The organism is Nocardioides sp. YIM 152588, from assembly GCF_040191335.1.
Classification (GTDB): Bacteria; Actinomycetota; Actinomycetes; order Propionibacteriales; family Nocardioidaceae; genus Nocardioides.
The window spans coordinates 50,827-64,169 of the sequence record NZ_JBEGDJ010000022.1 but is presented as its reverse complement, the minus strand read 5'-3'; the positions used below and the strand labels follow the sequence as shown (position 1 = coordinate 64,169).

18 protein-coding genes are annotated in these 13,343 nt (G+C 74.4%); 7 read left to right on the top strand and 11 right to left on the bottom strand.

Annotated elements, in window-relative coordinates; all coding sequences use genetic code 11:
- Positions 1–236 precede the first annotated feature (236 nt).
- From ABLM29_RS12515 to ABLM29_RS12490, 6 genes are all read left to right on the top strand, one after another.
- Complete coding sequence (locus ABLM29_RS12515; RefSeq protein WP_349714445.1) at positions 237–1,169, top strand: XdhC family protein; 933 nt, start codon at positions 237–239, stop codon at positions 1,167–1,169.
- Positions 1,170–1,294: 125 nt separating this feature from the next.
- Positions 1,295–1,633 carry a hypothetical protein gene (locus tag ABLM29_RS12510; RefSeq protein ID WP_349714444.1) on the top strand — a complete coding sequence of 113 codons (339 nt, stop codon included), beginning with the start codon at positions 1,295–1,297 and terminating at the stop codon, positions 1,631–1,633.
- On the top strand, positions 1,630–2,499 hold the full coding sequence (locus ABLM29_RS12505) for an AAA family ATPase (protein WP_349714443.1): 870 nt from the start codon (positions 1,630–1,632) through the stop codon (positions 2,497–2,499). The genes ABLM29_RS12510 and ABLM29_RS12505 overlap by 4 nt, the downstream gene beginning before the upstream one ends.
- Positions 2,492–3,679: a vWA domain-containing protein gene (locus ABLM29_RS12500; RefSeq protein WP_349714442.1), complete on the top strand. Its 1,188-nt coding sequence runs from the start codon at positions 2,492–2,494 to the stop codon at positions 3,677–3,679. Before ABLM29_RS12505 ends, ABLM29_RS12500 begins: the two co-directional genes overlap by 8 nt.
- Before the next feature lie 61 nt (positions 3,680–3,740).
- Positions 3,741–4,073: a hypothetical protein gene (locus tag ABLM29_RS12495; RefSeq protein ID WP_349714441.1), complete on the top strand. Its 333-nt coding sequence runs from the start codon at positions 3,741–3,743 to the stop codon at positions 4,071–4,073.
- Positions 4,070–4,471 carry a hypothetical protein gene (locus ABLM29_RS12490; protein ID WP_349714440.1) on the top strand — a complete coding sequence of 134 codons (402 nt, stop codon included), beginning with the start codon at positions 4,070–4,072 and terminating at the stop codon, positions 4,469–4,471. Before ABLM29_RS12495 ends, ABLM29_RS12490 begins: the two co-directional genes overlap by 4 nt.
- Before the next feature lie 22 nt (positions 4,472–4,493).
- Here ABLM29_RS12490 and ABLM29_RS12485 read toward each other — a convergent pair whose 3' ends face one another.
- From ABLM29_RS12485 to ABLM29_RS12435, 11 genes are all read right to left on the bottom strand, one after another.
- A complete protein-coding gene (locus tag ABLM29_RS12485) occupies positions 4,494–4,850 on the bottom strand; it encodes a hypothetical protein (protein ID WP_349714439.1) in 357 nt (118 codons plus the stop codon).
- Complete coding sequence (locus ABLM29_RS12480; protein WP_349714438.1) at positions 4,850–5,164, bottom strand: hypothetical protein; 315 nt, start codon at positions 5,162–5,164, stop codon at positions 4,850–4,852. Before ABLM29_RS12480 ends, ABLM29_RS12485 begins: the two co-directional genes overlap by 1 nt.
- A gap of 1 nt (position 5,165) precedes the next feature.
- Positions 5,166–5,414 (bottom strand): hypothetical protein, encoded by a 249-nt coding sequence (locus ABLM29_RS12475; RefSeq protein ID WP_349714437.1) that lies wholly within the window; start codon positions 5,412–5,414, stop codon positions 5,166–5,168.
- A gap of 10 nt (positions 5,415–5,424) precedes the next feature.
- Entirely contained in the window at positions 5,425–5,652 is a 228-nt protein-coding gene (locus ABLM29_RS12470; protein WP_349714436.1) for a hypothetical protein, read from the bottom strand.
- Positions 5,653–5,665: 13 nt separating this feature from the next.
- A complete protein-coding gene (locus ABLM29_RS12465; protein ID WP_349714435.1) occupies positions 5,666–5,917 on the bottom strand; it encodes a hypothetical protein in 252 nt (83 codons plus the stop codon).
- 38 nt (positions 5,918–5,955) lie between these two features.
- Entirely contained in the window at positions 5,956–6,537 is a 582-nt protein-coding gene (locus tag ABLM29_RS12460; protein WP_349714434.1) for an SRPBCC family protein, read from the bottom strand.
- A 31-nt stretch (positions 6,538–6,568) separates the two neighbouring features.
- Positions 6,569–8,980, bottom strand: coding sequence for an aerobic carbon-monoxide dehydrogenase large subunit (locus tag ABLM29_RS12455; protein ID WP_349714433.1), 2,412 nt, complete (start codon positions 8,978–8,980; stop codon positions 6,569–6,571).
- The gene (locus tag ABLM29_RS12450) at positions 8,977–9,561 is read right to left on the bottom strand and encodes a (2Fe-2S)-binding protein (protein ID WP_349714432.1); all 585 of its coding nucleotides are present in this window, start codon (positions 9,559–9,561) and stop codon (positions 8,977–8,979) included. The genes ABLM29_RS12455 and ABLM29_RS12450 overlap by 4 nt, the downstream gene beginning before the upstream one ends.
- Positions 9,561–10,436 carry an FAD binding domain-containing protein gene (locus ABLM29_RS12445; RefSeq protein ID WP_349714431.1) on the bottom strand — a complete coding sequence of 292 codons (876 nt, stop codon included), beginning with the start codon at positions 10,434–10,436 and terminating at the stop codon, positions 9,561–9,563. Before ABLM29_RS12445 ends, ABLM29_RS12450 begins: the two co-directional genes overlap by 1 nt.
- A 73-nt stretch (positions 10,437–10,509) precedes the next feature.
- Positions 10,510–10,827, bottom strand: coding sequence for a hypothetical protein (locus ABLM29_RS12440; RefSeq protein WP_349714430.1), 318 nt, complete (start codon positions 10,825–10,827; stop codon positions 10,510–10,512).
- Between the two features lie 510 nt (positions 10,828–11,337).
- Positions 11,338–12,294, bottom strand: a complete 957-nt coding sequence (locus ABLM29_RS12435; protein ID WP_349714429.1) for a LysR family transcriptional regulator — start codon at positions 12,292–12,294, stop codon at positions 11,338–11,340.
- 44 nt (positions 12,295–12,338) lie between these two features.
- Here ABLM29_RS12435 and ABLM29_RS12430 point away from each other — a divergent pair, with 44 nt between their 5' ends.
- On the top strand, positions 12,339–13,292 hold the full coding sequence (locus tag ABLM29_RS12430) for a LysR family transcriptional regulator (RefSeq protein ID WP_349714428.1): 954 nt from the start codon (positions 12,339–12,341) through the stop codon (positions 13,290–13,292).
- Positions 13,293–13,343: the final 51 nt, after the last annotated feature.

Here is a 13,343-nt window from a genome sequence, read left to right as displayed (position 1 = left end):
CTCTGGCCACGATCCACCCTGCGCATCGTGCGCGCTGGACGGGTCGTGAACCGGTCAGGTGTCCGCGATGTCGTGAGACTCAATGTGTCCGCGATGTCCTGAGCCTCCACACCCCCATATCCCGATGCCTCAGCCACACGACCCGCCCACCCACGAGCACAACCCACCCACCCGCCGCCTCACCGACCGCTTGTCCCACCCACCACGCGACGACACCCGTCACTAGGGTCGGCGGCATGTACGAGATCTCCGTCGGCGTCGGGGCGTGCGTCCGGGCCGGCACCCGCGCCGACGTGATGTGGGTCGTCGAGAGCGACGTGCCCGGCGGGGCGGCCGGGGCACTGGCGTTCACCGCCGGGGGCGGGCGGATCGGCGGGCTGCTCGGCGGCGCGCTCGACGACCAGGCCGCGGGGCTGGTCGCGGGCGGTACGACCGGGCGGCTGCTGGACCTCGAGGTCGACCCGCTCGGCGCGCTCGTCTCCGACGTACCGGCGGGCACGCGGGTCCGCTGCCTGCTCGCGCCGGCCGCCGACTTCCCCGAGGGTTTCTGGGACGGCCTGTGGGCCGGGCGGCCGGTCTGCCTCGCCGCCACCCTGGACGGCGACAGGATCGTCTCGCTGCGGGCGTACGGCGAGGACGAGGTCGCAGCACTCGGCGAGGAGGCGGCGCGCCTCTTCTCGCGCGGCGCGACCGCCTCGCTGGTCGAGGCCGACCGCGTCGTCACCGCGCTGTGGCCGGTCCCCCGGCTGGCGCTGGTCGGCGGTGGGCCCGTCCTCGACGCGGTCGAGCGCGCCGCGCAGCCGCTGGGCTGGCAGGTGCTCCGGTTCCCGGGGGCGGGCGAGGCGGCGCCGGTGCTGCTGGGACTCGGCGGCCTCGATGTCGTGCTGGTCGCGAGCCACGACCTCGGTGCCGCCGGCAGCGCGCTCGCCGCGGCGCTCTCCGGGAACGCCGGGTACGTCGGCGCGCTCGGGTCGCCGCGCATGCACGACGCACGCCTCGACTGGCTCGCCTCCCGCGGCGTCGCCGGGCTGGAGCGGATCCACGGTCCGGCCGGCCTCGACCTCGGGGCCCGGCGGCCCGCGGAGGTGGCGGTGGCGATCCTCGCCGAGGCGATGCTGGTGCGCTCGGGGCGCACCGGGCGCCCGCTGCGCGACGTCGCCCCCGACTGACCCCGGCTGACCCCGGCTGACCCCGGCTGAGCCTCGCGCCCGCCGCTTCAACCGTTGCTTAGCTGCCCGTGGCCGCGGTCTGGGCCGCCGACCTAGGCTGGAGGCGGCCGGCGAGAGGAGTCGCGATGACCGACGTGGCGAGGACCGACAGCAGCGAGGGCCGGGCGCCCGAGCCCGGGTCCGAGGGGTCGGCCGTGCTCCGGGCGATCTGGAGCATCGACGAGTCCGCCGCGTCCGACGTCGACGAGCTCTGCGGCGACGCCGGCGTCTGCCGCAACATGCGGGGCGTCAGCTTCGAGGCCATGGTCGAGCAGGGCACCGACCTGCGCACGGCCTGGCGCGAGCAGCTGGCCCGGGACGGCAAGCTCGACACCTCGGCCGGAACCATCGGCGACCTCGTGTCGGGCCGGGCGCCGGGCACCGCGTCGGGCGCCCCGTCGGGCGACGTGTCGGTCCGACGGTGAGCGCGCCGGTCGACGACCTCGCCGGCCGGCTCCGCGAGGTCGGCTACCTCGCCGACCGCGGCCTGGCGACGGCGGCCCACGTCGCGCTGCGCCTGGGCCGCCCCCTGCTGCTGGAGGGCGAGGTCGGCGTCGGCAAGACCGAGATCTCGAAGGCGCTCGCGGAGGTGCTCGACCGCCGGCTGATCCGGCTGCAGTGCTACGAGGGCATCGACGCCCACCAGGCCCTCTACGAGTGGGACTACGCCCGCCAGCTGCTGCACATCCGCGCGCTCGGAGCCGAGGACCTGCGCGGCGCGGAGACGGTCGCCTCCCTCTACGGCCCCGAGTTCCTGCTGGAGCGCCCGCTCCTGGCTGCGGTCCGCGCGGGCAGCGGCGCCGTGCTGCTGATCGACGAGGTCGACCGGGCCGACGACGAGTTCGAGGCCTTCCTGCTGGAGCTGCTCTCGGACTTCCAGGTCACGATCCCCGAGATCGGCACCGTGCGGGCCGCCGAGCCGCCGCTGGTCGTGCTCACCTCCAACCGCACGCGCGAGCTGCACGACGCCCTCAAGCGCCGCTGCCTCTACCACTGGGTCGGCTACCCCGACGCCGAGCGCGAGCTCGCCATCGTCCTCACGCGCGCCCCCGGCGTCGCGGAGGACCTGGCCGCGAAGGTCGTCGCCGCCGTCGGGCGCCTGCGCGGTCTCGACCTCGCCAAGCCGCCGGGCGTCGCCGAGACGATCGACTGGGTGCGCACCCTGGACGTGGTGGACGCGACCGACCTCGACGCCGAGGTCGCCGAGGACACCCTGGGCGCGGTGGTCAAGGACCGCGACGACCTCGACGTCGTCCGGTCGCAGCTCGATCGGATCGTCGCCGGTGGCTGACCTCGGCCACGCCCCCGGCACCGCCGGCCAGCCGGAGCTGGGGACCGAGTTCGTGGCGACCCTGGTCGGCTTCGGCCGGGAGCTGCGCGCCGCCGGCCTCCCGGTCGGCACCGGCGACGTGCTCACCTACGGCGAGGCCTGCGCGCTCCTCGACCCCGCCGACCTCGTCGACGTCTACTGGTCCGGGCGGACGACGCTGGTGACCCGGCGCGACCAGGTGCCGACGTACGACGCCGTCTTCCGCCGCTACTTCCTCGGCGAGCCCGCCGGCGACGACGACTCCCCGCCCCACACCGCCCGGCAGCGCGCCGACGCGGCCGCGACCCTCGAGCTGCCCGACCCGGAGGCGACGGAGGCGGCCGGTGAGGGCGACGAGCGCGAGACGCGGCTGGGCCTGGTCGCCTCCGACGCCGCGACCGTCCGGCACCGCTCGTTCGCGGAGTGCACGCCCGAGGAGCTGGCCGCGCTGCGCCGGTTGATGCGCCGGATGCGCCTGGTGCCGCCGACCCGGCGCTCCCGGCGCACCCGCAGGGCCTCCCGGGGCGAGCGGCCCGACCTGCGCCGGACGGTGCGGGACGCGCTGCGCCACCAGGGCGAGCTGAACGGCCTCTCCTGGCAGCGCCGCCGCCTGCGCGCCCGGCCGATCGTGCTGGTGCTGGACGTGTCGGGATCGATGGCGGACTACTCCCGGGCGCTGCTCCAGTTCGCCCACGGCACCGCCCGCTCGACCCGACGGGTCGAGGTCTTCTGCTTCGGCACCCGGCTCACCCGGATCACGCGCGACCTCGAGCACCGTCGCCCCGACGACGCCCTCGCCGCGGCCGCGGCCCGCGTCGTCGACTGGGAGGGCGGGACCCGCATCGGGGACTCGCTGACCACCTTCGTCAGCGACTGGGGCCGGCGGGGGCTGAGCCGCGGCGCGGTCGTCGTCATCTGTTCCGACGGCCTCGACCGCGGCGACCCCGCCGTCCTCGACCGGGCGCTGCAGCGCCTCTCGCGGCTGAGCCACCGCATCGTGTGGGTCAACCCGCACCTCGGCGACCGGCGGCGCGGAGAACCGCCCGCGGTGCCGAGCACCCTGGGCATGATGGTCGCGGCACCGTACGTCGACGAGCTGCTGCCCGGGCACGACCTGGCCGGGCTGGAGGAGCTGGCGGCGGTGCTGCCGCGGCTGCGGTGACCCGAGCGGTGACCCGAGCGGTGACCCGAGCGGGACCCAGTGGGAGGAACGAGGAGGGACGATGACCGGACGCACCTGGAGCGTGTCGATCGAGGCCGACGGCGACCGGCCGATGACCCGTGAGGAGATCGTCGAGCTGGCCGACGCGGTGGCCGTCCACGACGGCATCGCCACCGGGATCGGGACGACCGCCTACGGCGCGCAGATCCTCGTCGAGGCGCCGAGCCGGGACGAGGCGGCCGAGCGCGCCACCGCGCTCTTCGCCGAGGCCGTCGCCCGGGCGGGCCTGCCGGTGTGGCCGGTCACCCGGGTGGCCCCGATGAGCCAGGTCGACGAGCTGGAGGAGCTCGAGCGGATGACGGTCGCCGACGAGCCGGGCGACGGGCCGCGATGATCCGGCTGGGGTCGCTGGCGGGCTACGCGTTCGAGGGCCCGCGGGTGCTGGCGGGCTGGACCCCGCCGGCCGCCCCCGGCGTCTTCGCGATCCTCTACCCGACCCGGCCCGACCAGCCGGCCTCCGAGCGGCTGGCCGTCTGCTACGTCGGCCACGCCGACGACCTGAGCGCCCTCGGCCTGCCGTTCCGGCACCCGCGCGCCTCGTGCTGGATCGACCGGGCGGGCGACCGGTTCGGGCTGCGGATCGCGACCTACGACGTGCCGGGCGGCACCGCGGCGCACCGCGAGCAGATCGTCCAGGAGCTGGTCGCGGTCTACCGCCCGAGCTGCAACGAGCGGCAGTACGACCAGACCTGGGAGCCGCACTGGGTCGGCAAGGACCGGCCCCAGCAGTAGCTGCGGCCCGGGACGGCCGCGGTCAGGACCACGGCCGGTAGCCGACCCCGTCGTGCAGCCGCGACCGCCGGGTCCCCGACGCCGGCCGCGCCGGGCGGCGGTCCTCGGGGTCGGGGTCGCGGCGCGGGGAGACGCCGGTGACGATCCCCTCCGCGAAGCCGTAGAGCAGCGGCAGCGCGCCGGCCACCACGCCGCCGGTGCGGTTGATGTGCTCCAGACCGGGCCGGATCGGCTCGGCGTTCGCCTTGATCCGGCGGACCAGCTCGGCGCACTCCTCCAGCAGGGCGGCGATGCGCGTCAACTGGCCGCCGACGACGTACAGGTAGCCGGCGAGCACCGCGATCAGCGCGACGATCACCAGGACGGACGCGACGACCATCAGGCCCTCACCTTCTCCCAGACGCGGCCGAGGAAGAGGTGGTGCTTCAGCCCCTCGCCGAGCACCGCCTCGACGCCCTCGGCGGTGGTGGCGATCAACGCGGTGTCGTCGGTGTTCTCGGCCGCCTGCCGCAGGTGGTCGCGCACCGCGGTCACCCGCTGCTCGATGGTGCGCACCAGCAGCACCAGGATCGTGAGCAGCGCGGCCACGGCGAGGATCACCACCACGCCGCCGACGAGGGCACCGGTCCACAGGTTCCGCTCGGTGTCGGTGAGCAGCACGCTCACCCCTGGCAGCGCCGTCCCAGCAGCCATCTCAGCCACCCAGCCTCTCGCGTCCGCGTTGGAGTCCGGCGACGATGACGCCGGCATGGTCGATGGTGGTGCGCAGCCCGGAGAGGGCGGCGGTGTGGTCGACGGCCTCCTCGAGGGCCGCGTCGATGTCGGCGGCCTGGTTCCCGATCCGGCGCGCGAGCAGCAGGATCGGCACCACGAGGGCGACGACGACCAGGACGACGACGATCGCGATCACGTAGCCGAGGGTCCATCCGGCGGTCGAGCTCATCGCTGCCTCCTCAGATCGCTTCGGTGAAGTCGCGGACGGGCTTGAGGCTGGCGTTGACCGACGGCACGACCGTGGGCACGGTGCGCGTCCGGTCGGCGACCACCCGCACCCCGGCGACCACGCCGTCCAGGGTCGCGGCGGTGGCGCGGAGGTGGAAGACCACGCGGATCAGGCCGAGCGCGGCGGCGGCGATGATCAGCACGGCGAGGACGATGGTCACCCAGGCGGCGGCAGGCATGGCGGATCTCCCTTCAGCCCAGCAGCTTCGCGACGGAGCCGCCGTACCGGGCCGCGCCGACGGCGACCTCGTGGACCGTCCGGTCGGTGGTCGCCAGCTGCTCGGGCACGCCGTCGAGCTCCTCGGCGAGCGCTCCCCCCGCGTCGAGGATCTCCGCAGAGGCGCCCCGGATCCGCTCCAGCGCGGCGAGCACCCGGTTGAGCAGCGCCACCAGGACGGGCACGACGACCAGCAGCAACACGATGTTGCCGATCCACCACAGCATCTCGATCTCCTTCGGTTGGACGCGTCGCGCGCGGGCGCTCAGCGCGGCTCGGGCTGGTAGGGCAGGAAGAAGCGGCGGAAGACCCGGGCCAGGGCGAGCTTGGCCGCCTGGAATCCGATCGCGAGCCCGCTGGCCGGCTTGGCCTCGAGCGCCGAGAGGTCCTCACCGCGGTCGATGGCCTCGATCCGCCGCCGCACGTTGCCGGCGAACTGGCCGATCAGCACCGACGTCACGTCGGAGACCATTCCGCGGCCGTACTGGGCCGCCGCGCCCGAGAGGGTCAGGTCGATGGCCAGGTGGGCGCGCGTGCCGTCGGGGACCTGCGCGAGCGTGGCGGTCAGCACCAGCGACGCCTGGCCGCGCCCCTTCTCGTCGGCGCCGGCGCCGTCGATCACGAGGCGGCGGGCGGCCTCGTCCCGCTCGACCACCTTCGCCACCCCGTCGAAGGCCAGCTTGACCGGCCCCATCGCGATGGCGACCTTGCCCTGGTAGCTGTCCTCGCCGAGCTCGTCGGTCAGCTCCGCGCCGGGCAGGCTCGCGGCGACCTGCGGGATGTCGTTGAAGAACTCCCAGACCCGGTCGACCGGCTGCGGCACGACCACGTCGTTCTCGATCAGCATCGTGGCTCCTCCTCGCTCCCGTCCGGCCCGGTCAGTCCGTCTTCACCGGCGGCGCGCCGGAGACGTCACGGCCGGTGGTCAGCGCCTGGTGCACCCGGTCGGGCAGCATCGGCATGTCGACGTTGCGCACCCCCGTGTGGGACAGCGCGTTGACGACGGCGTTCACGAACGCCGCGGGGCCGCCCACGGTGGCGCACTCCCCGATCCCCTTCGCGCCGATCGGGTGGTGCGGCGAGGGCGTGACTACCTCGTGCAGCTCCCAGCCCGGGGTCTCCCAGGCGGTCGGCAGCAGGTAGTCCATGAAGTTCGACCCGACGCAGTTGCCGTCGGCGTCGAAGGTGATGAACTGCATGCTGGCCATCGCGTAGGCCTCCGTGAGGCCGCCCTGGATCTGCCCCTCGACGATCATCGGGTTGATCCGCACGCCGCAGTCGTCGACCGCGACGAAGCGCAGCACGTCCCACACCCCGGTGTCCGGGTCGACCTCGACCGTGCAGACGTAGGCGGCGAACGGCCAGGTCAGGTTGGGCGGGTCGTAGTACGCGTTGGCCTCCAGGCCGGGCTCGAGCCCGTCCGGCATGTTCGAGTACGCCGCCAGCGCGGTCTCCTGGATGGTGACGCCGCGCGAGGGCTGGCTGCGGACGTAGAACCGCCCGAGCTCCCACTCGACGTCCTCCTCGGAGACCTCCAGCAGGTGCGCCGCGATCCGGCGGGCCTTGGCCTTGACCTTGCGGGCGGCCATCGAGATCGCGGCCCCGGCGACGGGCGTGCTCCGCGAGGCGTAGGTGCCCATGCCGAAGGGCGCGGTGTCGGTGTCCCCCTCCTCGACGACGATGTCGTCGGCGGGCAGCCCGAGCTCGTGGGCGACGATCTGGGCCCAGGTCGTCTCGTGCCCCTGCCCCTGGGTCTTGGCGCCGGTGCGCAGCAGCGCCTTGCCGGTCATGTGCACCCGCAGCTCGGCGGAGTCGAACATCTTGATCCCGAGGATGTCGTACTCGCGGCTGTTGCCGGCGCCGAGCGGCTCGGTCATCGTCGAGATGCCGATGCCGAGCAGGCGACCGCGCTCGCGGGCGGCCTTCTGCTCCTCCAGGAAGCCCTCGTAGTCGATCTCGGCGAGCGCGAGGTCCAGGCACTTGCGGTACTGGCCGGAGTCGGTGAGGAAGCCGTAGGGCGTGCGGTGCGGGAAGTCGTCGTCGCGGACGAAGTTGATCCGGCGGAACTCCGCCTGGTCCAGGCCGAGGTCGTCGGCGGCGGCCTGCATCATCCGCTCCTGGAAGAACATCGCCTCGGTGACCCGGAACGAGCACCGGTAGGCGACGCCTCCCGGCGCCTTGTTCGTGTAGACGCCGCGCGCGGCCAGGTAGGCGTAGGGGATGTCGTAGGCGGCGAACGCCGAGTGCATCAGCCCGATCTTGAACTTGCTCGGCTGGGCGTCGGCGAAGAACGCGCCGTGGTCGGAGACGGTGTCCATCCGGACCGCGAGCACCTTGCCGTCCTTGCGCAGCGCCACCTGGCCGTCGAGGTAGATGTCGCGGCCGAACCCGGTGGAGATGAGGTTGCCGCTGCGGTCCTCGATCCACTTGACCGGGCGCTCGCAGAGGATCGAGGCCAGGATCGCGACGACGTAGGACGGGTAGACCGGCACCTTGTTGCCGAAGCCGCCGCCGAGGTCCGGGGAGACGATCCGGATCTGGTGCTCGGGCAGCTCGGCGATCAGCGCCACCGCGGCGCGGACGATGTGCGGGGCCTGCGTGGTCAGGTAGACGGTCAGCTTGCCGGTGGCGCGGTCGAAGTCCGCGATCGCGCCGCAGGTCTCCAGCGGCGAGGGGTGCGAGCGCGGGTAGTGCAACGACAGCCGGGAGACGTGGTCGGCCTCCGCGAACGCCCGCTCGGTGCCCTCGCGGTCGCCGACCTCCCAGTCGAAGACGACGTTGTCGTCCTGCCCGAGCTTGTCGTCGCGGATGATCGGCGCGTCGGGGGCCAGCGCCTGCTCGGGGTTGACGATCGGCGGCAGGGGCTCGTACTCGACCTGGATCGCGGTCACCGCGTCCTTGGCGATGTAGGGGTCGTCGGCGACGACCGCCGCGACCTCCTGCCCCTGGAACCGGACCTTGTCGGTGGCCAGCACCGCCTGGGTGTCATAGCTCAGCGTCGGCATCCAGCCGAGGTTGCGGGTGGCGAGCGCCTCGCCCGTGAGGACCATCCGGACGCCGGGGATCGCCCACGCCTTCGAGGCGTCGATGGACTTGATCCGGGCGTGGGCCAGCGGGCTGCGCAGCACCTCCATGTGCAGCATCCCGGGCAGCGCGATGTCGTCGAGGTAGTTGCCGCGGCCGCGGATGAAGCGGTTGTCCTCGACCCGGCGGCGGCTGGCGCCGAGCCCGCCGATCTTGATCTCGTCGAGCGGCGGCGGGGTCGCCGGCGCGTCCGCGGTGTGGGTCATCGCTCCTCCCCCTCCGCGTCTGAGGCTCGGGCCGCGAATCCGGCGACGGCCTCGCGGGGGTCCTCGCCCCGCTCCTTCGCGGCCGCCCAGATCACCGCCTTCACGATGTTCTGGTAGCCGGTGCAGCGGCACAGGTTGCCCGACAGCGCGAACCGGATCTCGTCCTCCGTCGGGTCCGGGTTCTCGTCGAGGAGTGCCCGCGCGGCGAGCATCATCCCGGGGGTGCAGAAGCCGCACTGGAGCCCGTGCTCGTCCTTGAACCCCTCCTGGACCGGGTCGAGCTCGCTGCCGCCGGCCAGCCCCTCGACGGTGGTCACCGCGCGGCCGTCGGCCTGGACGGCGAGGACCGTGCAGCTCTTCACGGGCCGGCCGTCCAGCAGCACCGTGCAGGCGCCGCAGTTGGTCGTGTCGCAGCCGGTGTGGGTGCCGGTCAGTCGCAGCCCCTGGCGCAGGAAGTGCGCGAGCAGCAGCCGCGGCTCGATGTCGGCGGTGCGGCGCCGGCCGTTGACCGTCACCGACACCCGGTTGACCGGTACGTCGTCGGGCGCGGGCTCCGCGACCTCGTCGAACAGGCTCGTCATCAGGCCGCCCTCTCGTTCTGCTCGGCGATGCCGGCGAGGATCCGCCGGACGAAGGTGTGCACGACGTGGCGCTTGTAGTCGGCGCTGCCCCGGTGGTCCGACCGCGGGGTGGCGGCCTCGGCGGCGAGGTCCGCGGCGCGCCCGATCGTGTCGGCCCCGAGCGGCCGGTCGAGGAGGGCGCCCGCGGCGGCCGCCGCGTCGACGGTGGCCGGGCCGACCCCGGTGAGCGCGATGCCGGCGCGGACCACGCGGCCGCCGGCGTGCTGGACGCTGATCGCGGCGCCCGCGGTCGCGAAGTCCCCCACCCTGCGCTCCAGCTTGAGGAAGCCGCCGGTGATCGTGCCGGTCGGCGCCGGGATCTCGGCCTCGACCGCGATCTCGTCGTACGCGAGGACGTTCTGGAACGGGCCGGTGACGAAGTCGGCGACCGGGATCGAGCGGCGGCCGCCGGGGCCGTGGGCGACCACCGAGCCGCCGACGGCGATCATCACCGCGGCCCAGTCACCCTGCGGGTCGGCGTGGCAGACGGAGCCGACGAGGGTGCCTCGGTTGCGGACGATCGGGTCGGCGACGAGCGGGGCGGCGGCCGCGGCCGTCGGCTGGTACGCCGCGATGTCGGCGGAGCGCTCGAGCATCGCGTGCCGCGCCAGGGCGCCGATCCGGAACGAGCCGTCGGGCCGGCGCTCGACGTGGTCGAGGCCGGGCAGGTTGTTGATGTCGACCAGGATCGAGGGGCTCGCGAACCGCAGCTTGAGCAGCGGGATCAGGCTCTGGCCGCCGGCCAGGACCTTCCCCTCTCCCCCGGCCTCGTGCAGCAGCGCGACCGCCTCGTCCAGGCTGCGCGGGGACTCGTAGCGGAAGCGTCCTGGGTACATGCACCACTCCTCAGGTGTGGCGGGGCGGATCGGGTCTGGTCGGATCGGGCGGGCAGGGGCCTGGCGGCGCGGCTCAGGTCTCGGTCGGGGTCCCCGACGAGGACTCGTGCGGAGGCTCGTCGATCGAGAGACGCCGACGCGGCAGGTACTCCGACTGCGGGTCGGGTACGGCGACGGGGCCGGCCTCGACCTCCGTCGGGTCCGGGCGGGGCTGCTGGTGCGGGGGCCAGGGGCCCGGCACCGGCTGCCCGGCGACCTTGAAGAAGTCCACGAGCTGGGGGAACGCGAAGATCGTCGGCGAGACGCCGGTCCCTTCCCGAGGGGCGTTCTCAATCAGCTCGTAGACGCGTGGGTTGCCCCTGCTGTGGCCGTCGGACTCGACTCCCGGCATGGGCACCGCACCTCCCGCTTGGTCGCTGCTCGTCGCGCTCCGGCCCCATGCGCCGGAGCCGGTGACGCGTCCACCGTGACAGTGACGTACGTCACTCGTCCATGCGGCCTAAGCGATCACTGATCGGGCCGGCGCCGCTCTGGCGTGGGTCGTGTGCCTGAGCACCCGGCATTCCGATGTGTGGGGCACACGACCCTGACCGCGGTCGGGGCTCGGGCGGTGTCGTGTGCCTGAGAGCCCGCTATGCCGATGGCTCAGGCACACGACCCGCCCTCGGCCGATGTGGGATGCCGCCACGCCATGTAACACGCGGTCCACCGCACTGCCCGGCCGTCCGCGTCGCTTCCAGCCCGCCGCAACGGGCTCGCACCGACGCCGACGACCGACAAGAGCGGCGGATAGCGTGTTACATCCCCGACGACCGACAAGAGCGGCGGACAGCGTGTTACATCCCCGACGACCGACAAGAGCGGCGAACCGCGTGTTACATGCCCGACGCCCCGCCCGCGCTCACGACCAGAGCGTCACGTGCACCGCCGGCCGGAACCGCCCGACGCCGGCCCCGCGCCTGCGCAGCATCGCCTGGGTGGCCCGCGGGGTCGCCACGAACCGGCGCAGCTCGGACGCCGCGGCGGAGGCGCGCTCGCGCGGCAGCGAGGCGATGCTCCACTCGCCCCGCCCGCTCAGCAACGGCCCGTCGAGGGTCACCAGAACCCCGTCGAGGAGGTCGGCGCTGACGGCGAAGTCGACGATCAGCGAGACCCCGCGGCCGCGCTTGGTCTCCTCCAGCGCGGCGGCGTGGCTCTGGAAGATCCGCTGGCGCCGGTCGGGGATCCCGAGCCGCGTCAGCATCTCCGCGACGATGCCACCGTCCTCGGTCGCCGAGGGTCCGAGCAGCCAGGTCTGCTCGCGCAGCACGGCGGTGGACGCCGGACCGGCGGCCAGCGGGTGGCCCGGCGCGACGACCGCGATCACCTGGTACGTCAGGAAGTGGGTGGTCCACAGCTCGGGCCCCGACAGGTGGACCCGGGGGCCGATCGCGACGTCGATGCTGCGGGTGAGCAGCAGCGACTCGAACCGGTCGCTGCGGTCGGTGTGCACCTCGACCGCCAGGTCGTCGGCACGCTGGGTGAAGGCGGCGATCAGCCCCGGCGCGGCGTACTCGGCGAAGAGCCCGGAGACGCCCGCCCGCAGGAGGCGTCCCGCGCCGCCGGCCTGCCGCACCTCCTCGATCGTCCGGTCCTGCAGGCCGAGCAGCTGCACCGCCCGGCTGGCGAGGCGGAGGCCGCCCGGGGTGAACGCCAGCCCCGCGCCGGTGCGGGTGAAGAGCTGGTCGCCCAGCTCGCGGCGCAGCTGCCCGACGAGCAGCGAGACGGCCGCCTCGGTGACGCCCAGCTCGGCGGCCGCGGCCTTGACCGAGCCGAGGCGCGCGACGGCGGCGTAGGCGCGCAGCCGGGCCGGTGTCACCGGTCCGCCCTCCGGGCCGTCACGATCGGGCTACTGTCCGGACTGTGACCATCGCCCAGCTGCGCGCCTACGCCGCGGTGGTGCGCCACGGCTCGGTCCGCGCCGCCGCGGAGGCGCTGGGCCTGACCGAGTCGGCGGTCTCGATGCACGTGGCCGGGCTGCGCAAGGAGCTGGGCGACGAGCTGTTCAGCCGGTCCCGCTCCGGCCTGGCGTTCACCCCCGGCGGGCTGCGGCTGGCCAGCCGGGCCGTCGAGCTGCTCGGACTCCAGGACCGCACGGTGCTCGAGGTCAGCCAGGCCGGCCAGGGCCGGCGGCTGCTCCGGATCGGGGCGACCAGCCTGTTCACCGAGCTCGCCGCACCGGGACTCATCGAGGCGTTCACCGAGCGCGCGGACGACCTCGACGTGGAGCTCAGCGTGCACCGCGCCGAGGAGTTCGAGGGGCTGCTGCGCTCGCGCGCGATCGACCTCGCCATCGGCCCGCCGTGGCCCGAGCCGGTGCCGGGCGTGGTGCACCGCGCCTTCCTCGCCTACGACCTCGTGCTCGTCGCCGCGCCCGGCCACCCGCTCGCCGCGAAGCCGGTCACCGCCCAGTCGCTGGCCCGGGCCACCTGGCTGCTCGGGCCGGCCGCGATCGGCGACGCCGGCTCCGTCCCGGCGCTGCTGCGCCGCGTCGGCGTCCCCGAGGCGCACCAGCGCATCTTCCAGAGTGAGGCGGCGGCGTTGGAGGAGCTGCACCACACCGCCGGCGTCGCGCCCGCGGTCGCCTTCGCGGTCGCGCAGGACCTCGCCGCCGGGCGGCTGGTGCGGCTGGCCGGCCAGGACACCACGGAGCGCGGCATCTGGGTGGGCGCCGCGCTGGAGGACGACCACGGCTCGACCTCCGCGGAGCTGCTGCGGTTCCTGCACACGCCCCGGGCGACCCGGGCGATGGTCCGCGGGTCCGGCGTCCCGGCGCGGCGCTTCAGGCCGGCCGTGCACGTGACCCTCTGGAGCTGAGCCCCCTGGAGCTGAGCTGGCCGGAGCTGAGCTGGCCGGAGCCGGGCGCGC

Bases quoted from the DNA above. Each gene is read 5' to 3' on its own strand.
- ABLM29_RS12490 (WP_349714440.1), top strand. From the start codon at position 4,070: ATGATCCGGCTGGGGTCGCTGGCGGGCTACGCGTTCGAGGGCCCGCGG.
- ABLM29_RS12510 (WP_349714444.1), top strand. From the start codon at position 1,295: ATGACCGACGTGGCGAGGACCGACAGCAGCGAGGGCCGGGCGCCCGAG.
- ABLM29_RS12455 (WP_349714433.1), bottom strand. From the start codon at position 8,980: ATGACCCACACCGCGGACGCGCCGGCGACCCCGCCGCCGCTCGACGAG.
- ABLM29_RS12475 (WP_349714437.1), bottom strand. From the start codon at position 5,414: ATGAGCTCGACCGCCGGATGGACCCTCGGCTACGTGATCGCGATCGTC.
- ABLM29_RS12470 (WP_349714436.1), bottom strand. From the start codon at position 5,652: ATGCCTGCCGCCGCCTGGGTGACCATCGTCCTCGCCGTGCTGATCATC.
- ABLM29_RS12515 (WP_349714445.1), top strand. From the start codon at position 237: ATGTACGAGATCTCCGTCGGCGTCGGGGCGTGCGTCCGGGCCGGCACC.
- ABLM29_RS12485 (WP_349714439.1), bottom strand. From the start codon at position 4,850: ATGGTCGTCGCGTCCGTCCTGGTGATCGTCGCGCTGATCGCGGTGCTC.
- ABLM29_RS12480 (WP_349714438.1), bottom strand. From the start codon at position 5,164: ATGGCTGCTGGGACGGCGCTGCCAGGGGTGAGCGTGCTGCTCACCGAC.
- ABLM29_RS12445 (WP_349714431.1), bottom strand. From the start codon at position 10,436: ATGTACCCAGGACGCTTCCGCTACGAGTCCCCGCGCAGCCTGGACGAG.
- ABLM29_RS12450 (WP_349714432.1), bottom strand. From the start codon at position 9,561: ATGACGAGCCTGTTCGACGAGGTCGCGGAGCCCGCGCCCGACGACGTA.
- ABLM29_RS12460 (WP_349714434.1), bottom strand. From the start codon at position 6,537: ATGCTGATCGAGAACGACGTGGTCGTGCCGCAGCCGGTCGACCGGGTC.
- ABLM29_RS12440 (WP_349714430.1), bottom strand. From the start codon at position 10,827: ATGCCGGGAGTCGAGTCCGACGGCCACAGCAGGGGCAACCCACGCGTC.
- ABLM29_RS12495 (WP_349714441.1), top strand. From the start codon at position 3,741: ATGACCGGACGCACCTGGAGCGTGTCGATCGAGGCCGACGGCGACCGG.
- ABLM29_RS12465 (WP_349714435.1), bottom strand. From the start codon at position 5,917: ATGCTGTGGTGGATCGGCAACATCGTGTTGCTGCTGGTCGTCGTGCCC.